Origin of the sequence: Streptomyces spirodelae, assembly GCF_017676385.1 — a bacterium.
Classification (GTDB): Bacteria; Actinomycetota; Actinomycetes; order Streptomycetales; family Streptomycetaceae; genus Streptomyces; species Streptomyces spirodelae.
Genome location: NZ_JAFFZN010000045.1, coordinates 1 through 11,229 on the forward strand (window position 1 = coordinate 1; position 11,229 = coordinate 11,229).

Here is an 11,229-nt window from a genome sequence, read left to right on the forward strand (position 1 = left end):
GCGTTGCCCTGGACCCACTGCCCCTCACGCGAAAACCCCCGACCGGCGGTCGGGGGTTTTCGCGTGAGGGGCCCCAGCTACTGGGGGGTACCTCCGTAAGTGCTCATCATCAGTCGCGTACGGAGCTTGCTGGGGCGGGACCGCTGTCCTCGTCCGTGGCGGCGAGCAATATCAGCTCCCGACCCCGGACACTTCCGCCTCTGCGATCACAGGGGAAGAGGTCATGACCGCCTGAGCCACCTGCCGATAGATGTCACTGTTTTCCCCGAACACCACAGAGAGCATGGCGAGCACCTCCTGGCCCAGTGCTTGCCTGCCCGTAGGACTGGTCACCTTGGTCCAGTGGTGCACCGTGCGCTTGGCGCACTCTCGGGTGATCTTGTGGTCATGGCCCCAGGCGCTGGTCTGGAGACCGGTGACATGCAGTCCCCAGTGTGTGGCAGCGTCAGCCTCACCTCTGAGTCCTGCGATCCACTCGCGCAGCTCGCGGATGCTGATGGTGTGGGTGTGGGTCGGGCCGTATGTGGCGGTGGATTCCTCATCCAGGCGCTCAGCTTCGGCAGCTGCCCAAACGAGCTCTTGGGTGGCCTGGGTGCTGAAGGTGGCAGTGATCGCAGCTACGCGATCGCGGTACTCCACAGGAGGAGGCGGGGGCTGCTCGGTCTGCTGAGGCGGCCTGTTGGGGCGCGGGGGGACCGCAGACTGGTGGGCTGACTGCCCGGAGGCGAGAGGCAGGCCGGAGTGGGCACCAGGGCTCGCGGGGAGTGACACTGGTTCTTCTTTCGCCCAGAATTCGCTGGAGACCTTGCCCCAGGGGGCGAATTGCGGCTCATAGCTTGTGGTCACAGTTTTACGCCTCGGTTGCGCAGGAAAGCGGCAGGGTCGATGTCGGAACCGTAGTCAGGACCTGTGCGGATCTCGAAGTGCAGGTGTGGGCCTGAGGCGTTGCCTGTGGCCCCGCTGATGCCGATCTTCTGACCGCTCTTGACCTTGTCGCCCTTGACGATGTGGACCTTGGACATGTGTCCGTACTGGCTGTAGTGGCCGTCGGCGTGCCTGATGACGACCTGGTTGCCGTAGGCCCCGCCGGGACCGGCCGCGACGACCGTTCCGGAGCCGACGGCGCGCACAGTCGTGCCCGTGGGCACAACGAAGTCGATGCCGGTGTGCTGGCCGCTCGACCAAGCGCCACCGCGGGCGTGGTAGGGAGTACCCAGCGGGCCTTTGACTGGGCGGGTCCAGCCGGAGGAGGAGGTGCCGCCCTCGTCGGAGAACCGTTTGACACCGGCCATGATGATCTCGACGTAGTGGTAGGTCTGCCCGGCGGCGAAGCGCTCGGGGGGCACTCCGCGGTACTGCTCCACCCGGTGCCAGCCGGCGTTGTATGCGGCGAGGGCCAACTCAATCGGAGATCCGTTGTACTCGGGGTGCTTCTTCGCCGTCTTGAGCAGCTTGCACATCATCCGCCCCTGGGAGGGGATGGCGTCCTCAGGGTCCCAGACGTCTTTCTTACCGTCGCCATTGCCGTCGATTCCGGACGAAGCCCAGGTAGTGGGTATGAACTGGGCGATTCCTTGCGCCTGTCCCGAGTCAGCGCGAGGGTTGAATCCCGACTCCTGCTGGATCTGCGCAGCCAGCACCGCGGCGGAGAGCCCGGCGTCACAGTCCTCGGCTGCCTCCTGAATCAGTCCTGCGTACTTGGCAGGCACCCCGCCTTTACCGATCTTCAAGCCCCCTGCTCCCAGGTTGAGGGAAGGCTCCTCGTCGTCGGCAAGCACAGCGGCGGCCATGAAGGTGCCCAACAGCAGAGCAGCCGGAATCGCAGCAAGACCGGCTTTAATCCCCCATTTTATGACCTGTCACCCTCTCATCCCCCGGCTACGCTCCCGAAGATCACGCAGCACGAATCTCACACTCTCACACGGCATTTGCGAGCCTGAAAAGGAGCTTCGCCACCCCGCCCAGGCCGGTGCCGATGAGGTGCCTGCTGGTTCTCATGGGGCATAAGTGAGTATCAGCCGTCTCACACCCCTCAGCCACCGCACTTGCTCAGTGATTATGCTGCTGCACAGGGTCATCGGGGGATCTGCACGTGGAAACACCTGTTTCGGGGGAGCGTTGGGAAAGAAGTCTCGGCAGGCGACGGACCAGGCTCCGGTCCTGCCGGAAAAGTCACGGCTCGTCGTACCTGTGATGAGCGCTGTAGGCGGAAGCGGAAGGTCGACAGTAGCCGCCCAACTGGCGCGCGGAATGGCTGGGTTGGCTTCCGCCGTTGTTCTCGATCTCGCACCGCGCCTGTCCTCACCGTGGCCTGCCTGGGCAGGGACTGACCAGCTCGGCTTGGCCACCATTCCTCCGGACGCACCGGTGACGAGGAGCCAGGTCCAGCAGGCTGCTGCCCAGCAATTCACTCCCGAGGGCGACAGCTGGGGCGTTCTGACCGATGCACGGGAGTGGTCTTCTGCCGCCCTCTCGCTGCCGGACGACCCTGCCGCGTGGTACCAGCTGGCCGCCGCCGGCGGGTGGCAGGCGGTGATCGCCGACACTTGCCACCCGCTCGCCCAGGACATCGTCCAATCCAGGAATCAAGGCTCTGCTGGGCTCACCGCGCGTTGGTGTTCGCTGCCCTGTGCTGTTCCGGTGCTGTGCGCGGCAGCGTCGGCGGACGGTGTGCGGGCCTTGCAAACTGCGGTGGCGGCCGCCACCGCGGAAGGGCTGCCACTTCAGCGCACGGTTGTGGTGTTCGTCTCCCTGGGCGAAGGCCGCCTGCCGACTGCGGTCAAGACAGCCATGACCATGCTCGACTCTCGCGTCGCCGAGGTTGTGAGTATGCCGTTCGAGCCGCAGATCCGCACAGGGGGCGGAGTCCACGAAGCGGTCCGCCCGAAGTCGCGCATCGAGCTCACGACGGCCGTCTTGGCTTCCGCTCATCGCAGTTGGGGGGAGCCGCTGCCCCCCGCAGCTGAACCTGCCCCTCTTAGGACCCCAATTCCGAGCTGACAGCTTCGCTGTCCTGAAGGGAGAACCCCGCATGAGTCACCTTCACCAGGCCACGACCCTCCTTGCTAAGGGAGGTCCGGTCGTGCCCGAGTTCACTCCCAAGCTGCCCGATTCCCTCCAGGGCCCGACGGGCACGATCCTCAGCTACACCGCCGGCGGTGGTCTCGCTCTCGCCGTCCTCGGCGGTCTGGTTGGCTGGGCCTGCGTGGCGATCGGCCACAACACAGAACGCGGCACACTCGCCAGCCGCGGCAAGAGCGGCATCATCTACAGCCTGATCGCGGGTCTCGGGATTGGTGTCACCTCGTCGCTGGTGATGGCCTTCTATGGCATGGCGAACTGAGATGCAGCTCGATTCCAAGGCCCGACGCGCACGGCTGCGCCTGATCGGACTCGGCGCCGTGGCGGGCGCCGTGGTGGTCGGGGGCGCCATTCTCACGGTCAACGGGCTGAGCGGCGACAGCCAATCCGCTCGGCCCGACCACAAGACGAGCGCCTCACCATCTGGCTCCCCAGGGGCCCAGCCCTCACTGACACCGGCCTCGGGGAAACCGATGCCGGTCGACAAGCCAGAGAAGACCAAATACGGCATGGGCATCGGTTTCCCGAACAGTGGAGTGGGCGCTGTTTCCGCAGCGGTCCACTACTGGCAGGACCTGGATGTTCTTGACGACTCCATTGCGCGGCGTCAGCTGAAAGCTGTTTCCTCCCCCGACTCCCCCGAGGTGGTTTCCCACGGCGTCTCCCGCGTACGCAAAACGCGGGAGACCGCAGGCTTGGCCCCATCGGGCAGCACCCCTGCCGGAATGAGCATCACCACTGAAGTCCAGGCCGTGCGCTCACGATCGCTCAACAACGCCGGCACGGTGGTGGAGGTGTGGCTGGTCTACGACCGGTACGCCTCCCTGCCCGAAAAGCCCACGGACGAGGACCCCCTGAAGGGGGAAGAGCAGCGGTTGATCGTCAAGTGGCAGGACGGGGATTGGAAACTCACCGAAGAAGCCCGGTATGTGAACCGTAAGACGCACCCGCTCGCCTACGACCCGAAGAGTCCGTATGCGTTCCGGGACGGATGGCGGCAGGTCGCTCATGATTAAGTTTCTCGGCCGACTCTTCGCGCTGCTTGCATGCCTGCTTCTCACAACAACCCTTGCAGCCCCCTCTGCCTATGCGGCCAAACCTCCCGACCCGATCCCCAAAGACATCGCAAGCGGGGTTCCCGGGATTGACAAGAAGACAGGAGAATACTGCGATCTGACCGACCCGGACCCGAAGAAGAGAGCTTCCTGTCGCCCACCCGAGCCGGGCGAGATGGAAGGAACAGCCCCCGAGGGAGAAGTCTCCCACGACGGAAAAAAGATCCACGCCTACGAAATGAAGAAGCTCAAGAAGTGGAGGGAGCAAAACAAAGGAAAGTATAAATTTAAGGAGAGGAACGCCGCGTTCACTAAGTGCCTGAAAACTCAGGCAAAAATGACCTTCAGTGACTGCGCGAGAGACGTCAATGGCAAGTACCCGCCGCCTGCCACCACACCCGATGAATGGGCAGCCAACAAGGTAAAAGGTCTCGCCAAAGACGCTGTGGGGAAAGTCGCCGAGACAATCGGACACGGCGTGATGTGGTTCCTGGAGCAGTTTGCGGACTCCTTCGATGAGATGTCTCGGATCAAGCTCGCCGACACCGGACTCACCCCGGTCCTCAGCCTCACCACAGGGCTGTCACTCCTGGTGGCCACCTTTCTGCTGCTCGTGCAGTTCGGAAAGGTGGCGATATCCCGTAGAGGCGAGCCATTGGCCACGGCCATCAGCGGACTGGCGAAGTGGGCCGCCATCCTGTCGGTCTACCTGTTCGCCACGCAGGTGGCCCTCAACTGGGTCGACACGCTCAGCACCGCGCTCATCAACGAATCCATGGGCGACGGTGGTACGGATGCGGGGGACGCCCGGAAAGCGATGAAGAAGCAGCTGGGGACTATGTTCGCTGGCCTGGTGGCTGGCGCGGGCCCCAAGAGCGCCTCCCTGATCACCCCGGGCGGGGTTGCCGCAACCACGGTGGCTGTGGTCATTGTTCTGGGTCTGCTGGCAATCTTGGCGATCGGCGCCCTGTGGCTGGAGATGCTGCTGCGCCAGGCCGGAATCATGATCCTCGTCGTGATGATGCCCATCGTCCTGGCCGGCCAGATGGCCGATGCCACCCGTGAGTGGTGGCCCAAAGCACGGAATGCGCTGATCGCGCTGATCCTGATGAAACCAATGATCGTCCTCACCTTTGCCATCGGCTTCGAGGCCATGGCAACGGGCCAGGGGGTCATGAATGTACTCGTCGGCCTGCTGATGTTCACCATCGCCGCCTTTTCCTGGCCGATCCTGGCCAAGTTCATGGTGATCAACAGCGTGGGTGACGGCAACAGCGTCATGTCCGGGATGATCTCGACCGCCGGCTCCAGCGTCTCCAGCATGATCGGCGGCTACAGCCCGGCCCTCTCCGGCGCGGGGACGGTCGGCGGTGGCGGTTACACCAAGGCTCTTGAAGGAGACAGCGCCAACGCCACGCAAGGCTCCAAGGCCGGAAAGGGCTTTTGGAAGAGCGGCGGCGGTGCCATGGCAGGCGCATCTGGCCTCGGTCTCGGGGTCCAGGCTCTGGCGGCCGGCAAGGACATGGTGGAGAGCGCAGGAGCCAACACGGCCGCACACGCGGGTCTCGGCCAAGGCTCTCAGGGCGGCCGCCACGTGGTGATGCCGCCGCGCGGCGGTGGCTCGCAGACCCCCGAGGCGGACCCACCAGTTCCGGCCCAGCGGCCTGCGGCGCCCGGCCCATCGAGCCCTGAGGCAGGGCCTCCGCCCCAGCCCCCGCTCGTGCAGCCCCCACGCCCCACTCCACCCGACCAGGAGAGGTGACCCGTGTCTACTCCTGCATCTGCGCACGTCGAGCCAGCCACGTTCAGCGGTTGGCAGTCCGAGCGGTCCGGATTCATCGGCAACCTGAGCGGACCGGGCTTCGCCTTGGTGGCGGCGGCCTCGGCCATTGCTCTGGTGCCGATCCATCAGAAGAGCTGGACCGCCGCGCTCATTTGTCTCCCGCTCGCCGGGGTGCTGCTCTTGCTGGCCTACGGCCGCGTTCTGGGGCTCACCGCGGATGAGTGGATCGTCCTCGCAGTAAGGCATCAATACGCAGTGGCTACCCGTCGAAACCTCTTCTTCTCCGGGGCGTTCGCCCCGCGCACCCGGGACGGCCGCCAGCCGATGGACCTGCCCGGGTCACTCGCCCGGCTGCACATGCTGGAGGCTCCTGACGGGCTCGGTGGCCAACTGGGAATCATGCACAACCCACTGGAAGCCAGCTACACCGCCATCGCGCGGGTCACGTTCCCCGGGCTGGCGCTGTCCGACACTGCCAAGCAAAACGCCCGTGTGGCGGGCTGGGCAGCCTTCTTGCGCTCGCAGTGCAAGGAGGACGGCGTGATCACCCGGGTCGCCGTTCACCAGCGCAGTCTGCCCGACGACGGCACGGCCCTGCGCAGCTGGACAGCACGCCACACCTCCCCGGGCGCTCCCGCCGTGGCGGTGGAGTCCCTCAATGAGCTGATGGCAGGCGCCGGTCCTTCGGCGACCGCCCGCGAGACGTACCTGGCCGTCACTCTCTCCAGCTCCCGTGCCCGCCTCGCTGTGAAGGGGGCAGGCGGTGGGCAGGCCGGCGCGGCCGCCGTGCTGGTACGGGAGATCACAGCAATGCACGGAGCGCTCAGCAGCGCGGGGTTGCAGGTCCTTGAGTGGCTCTCCCCCAACGGTGTCGCTCAGGCGATCCGCACCGCCTACGACCCGGAGGAGCAGCTGGCTGCCGCCGCCCGCGACGCGGCCGCGGAAGACCCCTCGTGGCAGGGAGTAGCTGGCGGCGTGCTCCCGGAAGTGGCCGGGCCTGCGGCCGCCGAGACCTCGTGGGGCGTCTATCGGCACGACAGCGCTTGGACCGTCACCTACCAGGTGCGCGGGTTCCCCCTGAGCGAGGTGTACGCGACCTTCCTCACCCCGCTGCTGCGTCCTCGGCAGAACGCGCGCCGCTCCCTCTCGCTGGTCTATGAGCCGATCGGACCGAGCAAGGCGCGAAATGAGCTGGCGCGTGAGAAGACCAAGCGCCAGTCGGCCCGCAAGCTGCGGGCCAAGACCGGCCGGGACGAGTCCGAGGACGAGCGCCGTGAGGCGGAGACCGCGCGCGCTCAGGACATCGCACGAGCTGCCGGCCACGGCGTCGTGCGGCTGACCGGGGTCTTGGCGGTGACCGTCACGGACTTCGAGGAGTTGGAGACGGCGTGTGCCGAGCTCCAGGCGGACGCTTCAGAAGCAGGGCTGACGCTGCGGCGGATCTGGGGTGCACAGGATTCCGGGTTCGCTGTCGCAGCGCTGCCTCTGGCGCAGGGACTGCCGGATCGGCGGGTGGGCATCTGATGTTGGGTTTCAAGCGTGCGCCACGCGAAACGGGGTCCCTGCGCTCCGCTCCGCTGTCAGACCTGCTGGATGCACCCTCCGATGATGCTCTGCCGCAGCAGCGTCAGCCCTCGGCCAGGGAGCTGCGTCGGGCTCGGCTGCTGGAGGATCCGGAGCTGGCGATGCGGATGGCTCCGCGCAAGGGGTGGAATCAGCCCTACGCCGGGCGGGCCGCATCGTTGGCCAAGCCGGAGGTCTTCCGCGCCGATACCGAGCGGGCGAGCGGCATCTACCCCTTCCTGCACCCCGCTGGACTGCCCCCGATCGGCGTCTATATCGGGTTCAACACCCTGACAATGCAGGCATTCTCCGCGCACCCTGCCGCCTGGGTGACCAATGGACTATGCACCAACCCCAACGTCATGATCACCGGCATTCCGGGGTCAGGGAAGAGCGCCCATATCAAGGCGCTCTGCTTCCGCCTGATGACCCTGGGCCACAAGACGCTCATCGCCGGAGACGTGAAAGGCGAGTACCAGTCCCTGTGCGAGCACCTCGGCGTTGAGCCGGTCCGGCTGGGCCCGGGTTTGTCGGGGCGGCTCAACCCGCTGGATGCCGGGCCCCTGGGCCAGGGCCTGGACGACCTCGATCCGCAAGAGCTGCGTACTCGCCTACGCGAGATCCACCGCAGGCGCCTGACCCTGCTGAAGGCCCTGCTGGAGCTCCAGTTGCGCCACAACCTGCGCCCCCAGGATGAGGAGTGCCTGGATATCGCGGTACGCGAAGTGACCGGCGAACTGTACGGGCAACAGAACCTCCGGGTCCCGACGCTGCCCCTGGTCTACGAGAAGATCAAGGACCCCACCGAGCAGATGGCCCGCGAACTGCGCGTACGCGGAGGGGACATCCAGACCGCCCGCGAGCAGATGGCGCCACTGCGCTCGGCTCTGGGGGGCATGGTCTCCGGCCACCTCGGCGGCCTCTTCGACGAAGAGACATCGATCGGCCTGGACTGGAACGCGCCGATCCAGAGCGTGGACATCAGCGCCCTGGAGGAGTATGGCGATGAGACCGTGGCGATGGTGCTCACCTGCGTCTCCTCCTGGGCGCAGAGTGCCATCGACCGTCCAGGCCAGTCGTGGGTGGTGGTCCGAGACGAGCTGTGGCGGCAGATGCGCAGCGGCGGCTCGGCGATGGTCCGGAAGATCGACGCTGATCTGCGTCTGTCCCGCGCCACTGGCACAATCCAGCTGTTGGCAACCCACCGGCTCTCCGACTTCGAAGCTGTGGGGGCTGCGGGTTCAGAATCCGTGGCCATCGCCAAAGATTTGATCTCCAGCTGCGAAACCCGCATCCAGCTTGCCCAGGACACCCAGCCTTTGGAGATCACCCGGGAAGCGATCGGGCTGACCGACGCCGAGTGCGATCTCATCGGCTCGTGGGGCGCGGGCCAGCGCGGACGAGCCCTGTGGAAGGTCGGGCGTGGGGGCGGCAGCCATCCGGTGCAGTTGATGCTCTCCGCCACCGAACAACGCCTGTTCGAGACCGACGAGCGGATGGTGGTTTAAGTGCCGGCCAAGGACACCCACGGAGTGGACGACGGCGCGCTGCTGGCTGCCGTGGCGGCCGGTTTCGTCGTCGCCGTGAGTGCTGTGGTTCTCATGGCGGCGCCGGTGGCCGGACTGCTGTCGGGACATGGCTGGGTGACCTCCAGCCGCAGCGTGCCCGCGACGGTGCTGCTGTCCCTCACCCGTGGACCGGACTCGGTCTACCCCTCCGCGCCTCCTACCTGGCTGTTCTGGCTGGTGATGGTCCTCTTCACAGGCGCGGTGCTGGTGGCTGCTGTTGTACTGATGCGCGCCCTTGCGGGCCGAAAGCCCCACCTGGGCGGTGCCCGCTGGGGCGACAGGAGCACTGAACGGCAGATGGCAGCTCCTGATGCACCCGAGCAGCGGGAAGGGCGCATCACTGCGGGCCGCGGCCAATTGACCAAGAAGATCATGGCAGTGGTTGAGCCCGCGGGGTCCGCCATCGCCTTTGGCCCTCCGGGGAGTGCCAAGACGACCGGGCTGCTGATGGGGAATGCCGCAGAGTGGCAGGGGCCAGTGGTGTGCACCACGACGAAGGCAGCGGACCTGGACGCCATCTACGCCAGCCGCAGCCGCCTGGGGCCCGTGTGGATCATTGCACCCGCCGGTCTGCCGGGCGGGCGCAGAACCCATCACTGGTCGCCCGTGGATTACGCCCGCGATGCTGATGCCGCTGAGCGGATGGCCGAGTGGATGGCAGACGCCGCTCAAAAGCACTACGACCCGCGCGCCGAGCCCTGGATCGCCCAGGCCCGCGCGATCCTCGCGGGCCTGCTGCTGGCCGCCAACATCTCGGGAGGCGGCATCCGCGCCTTCCGCGAGTGGCTTTCCTTGGGCAAGGACGCCGTAGACCATGTCCGCGCGATTCTGGAGCCCGACTACCCCGAGGTCGCGCTCGACTACGCTCAGCCCTGGCTCAAGCTGCATGAAGACGGTGCCGGCTCAGTGCAGTTCACCCTCAACGTCATCGCGTCGGTGTACCGCAACAAGGACGTACGAGAGGTCGTGGCGGGGACGGACTTCACCGCTGAGGCCCTGCTGAACCGCACCGGCACCATCTGCCTGGTCGCCTCGCCCTCGAACGCGGAGCGATTCGCGCCGCTGTTCACTTCCATCATCGCGTCGGTCATCCATGCGGCTGAGGACCGGTTCGAGAAGACCGGCAAGCCGCTGGAGAAACCGCTGGGCTGCATGATCGATGAGGCCGGCAACGCGCTGCGGTACCCCAGGCTCCCGACCACACTGACGACCGGGCGGGGCATCGGCATCGCCATGCTGACCATCTGGCACGACCTTGCCCAGCTCGCCTCCAGGGTCGGTCGTGACGGAGCCAGGACGGTGATCTCCGCCTCCACGATGCGCATGCTTCTGCCGGGTCTGGCCGATGACGACACCCTGCGCTATTTCAGCTACCTGGGAGCCAAACAGCACGTCGAGCGCACCAGCCGCTCCAGCGGAGACGGTAAGAACTCACGCTCGACGAGCATCGTGGAAACCGAGCTGCTGCCGGTGGACACTCTTCGGGAAATCCCGAAGTTCACCAGCATCGTGCAGTATTTCAACCTCCCACCGATCCGGGTGAACATGCGGCTGACCTGGCGGGACAAAGACCTGCGCACCTGGCTGGGCCGACCAGCCGACCCGCTGTCCCTTAAAAAGGCGACGGACCCAGCGACGGAGGCGCCCCATGGCTGAGCAGACAGGGCAAGGCAAGCCGGAGGGACCACAGCGGTGGGTTTGGTCCGCGATGGAACCCGATGAGCGAGAGAGCCGACTGGCCGAACTCACGCTGTGGGTGGACTGGCTCATCGAAACCTACGACGTCCGCAACCAGATCGCCCGCTGCTGGTACCGGCATCCCCGCATCATCGAGCAACTGACCGCCCTGTACCTGGGATGGGTCCGCACGTATGCGGGAGATCCCAGCAAGCTCACGCTGCGCGCTGAGATTGACTGGGTCAAGGAGCTGTACGCGTTCCTGCCGCGCCTGGGCAACGCCAGTTGTCAAAGCTCTCACCAGGACCCGCCTGCGCCGCCGCTCACGGATGGCGAGGCGTACAGCGAATGGGTTGATGCCGGTCCCGCCTTCCTGGCCCGGCCGCGTTCCCATCCCGCCCAGGCACAGGTGTTCCGCCTGGCCGAGGGGGCCCGCGCCGCCGCCGAAGCACGCTCCGGCGGGTAGCTGAACCGGAACATCGTGGAGGGGGCCCCGGAGTCC

Annotated in this window: 10 protein-coding genes; 8 read left to right on the top strand and 2 right to left on the bottom strand. The window is 66.4% G+C overall.

Going from position 1 to position 11,229, the window contains the following annotated elements; translation table 11 throughout:
• Window positions 1-171: 171 nt before the first annotated feature.
• Together JW592_RS31220 and JW592_RS31225 are read right to left on the bottom strand one after the other, a co-directional pair.
• The gene (locus tag JW592_RS31220) at window positions 172-639 is read right to left on the bottom strand and encodes a hypothetical protein (RefSeq protein ID WP_209268645.1); all 468 of its coding nucleotides are present in this window, start codon (window positions 637-639) and stop codon (window positions 172-174) included.
• Window positions 640-842: 203 nt separating this feature from the next.
• Complete coding sequence (locus JW592_RS31225; RefSeq protein ID WP_209268646.1) at window positions 843-1,790, bottom strand: peptidoglycan DD-metalloendopeptidase family protein; 948 nt, start codon at window positions 1,788-1,790, stop codon at window positions 843-845.
• Between the two features lie 550 nt (window positions 1,791-2,340).
• Between JW592_RS31225 and JW592_RS33090 the strand changes: the two genes are divergently transcribed.
• The 8 genes from JW592_RS33090 to JW592_RS31265 all read left to right on the top strand — a co-directional run bounded on the left by JW592_RS33090 (window position 2,341) and on the right by JW592_RS31265 (window position 11,193).
• The gene (locus JW592_RS33090) at window positions 2,341-3,000 is read left to right on the top strand and encodes a hypothetical protein (RefSeq protein WP_229377165.1); all 660 of its coding nucleotides are present in this window, start codon (window positions 2,341-2,343) and stop codon (window positions 2,998-3,000) included.
• A gap of 82 nt (window positions 3,001-3,082) precedes the next feature.
• Window positions 3,083-3,343 carry a hypothetical protein gene (locus JW592_RS31235; protein WP_229377166.1) on the top strand — a complete coding sequence of 87 codons (261 nt, stop codon included), beginning with the start codon at window positions 3,083-3,085 and terminating at the stop codon, window positions 3,341-3,343.
• A gap of 1 nt (window position 3,344) precedes the next feature.
• The gene (locus JW592_RS31240; RefSeq protein WP_229377167.1) at window positions 3,345-4,097 is read left to right on the top strand and encodes a hypothetical protein; all 753 of its coding nucleotides are present in this window, start codon (window positions 3,345-3,347) and stop codon (window positions 4,095-4,097) included.
• Window positions 4,090-5,898 carry a TrbL/VirB6 family protein gene (locus JW592_RS31245; protein ID WP_209268648.1) on the top strand — a complete coding sequence of 603 codons (1,809 nt, stop codon included), beginning with the start codon at window positions 4,090-4,092 and terminating at the stop codon, window positions 5,896-5,898. The genes JW592_RS31240 and JW592_RS31245 overlap by 8 nt, the downstream gene beginning before the upstream one ends.
• A gap of 3 nt (window positions 5,899-5,901) precedes the next feature.
• Complete coding sequence (locus tag JW592_RS31250; RefSeq protein ID WP_209268649.1) at window positions 5,902-7,443, top strand: SCO6880 family protein; 1,542 nt, start codon at window positions 5,902-5,904, stop codon at window positions 7,441-7,443.
• Window positions 7,443-8,990, top strand: coding sequence for a putative type IV secretion/conjugal transfer ATPase (locus JW592_RS31255; RefSeq protein WP_229377168.1), 1,548 nt, complete (start codon window positions 7,443-7,445; stop codon window positions 8,988-8,990). Before JW592_RS31250 ends, JW592_RS31255 begins: the two co-directional genes overlap by 1 nt.
• Window positions 8,991-10,706: a type IV secretory system conjugative DNA transfer family protein gene (locus tag JW592_RS31260; RefSeq protein ID WP_307805610.1), complete on the top strand. Its 1,716-nt coding sequence runs from the start codon at window positions 8,991-8,993 to the stop codon at window positions 10,704-10,706. It abuts the gene before it with no gap.
• Complete coding sequence (locus JW592_RS31265; protein WP_209268650.1) at window positions 10,699-11,193, top strand: hypothetical protein; 495 nt, start codon at window positions 10,699-10,701, stop codon at window positions 11,191-11,193. The genes JW592_RS31260 and JW592_RS31265 overlap by 8 nt, the downstream gene beginning before the upstream one ends.
• The last annotated feature ends 36 nt before the right edge of the window (window positions 11,194-11,229 follow it).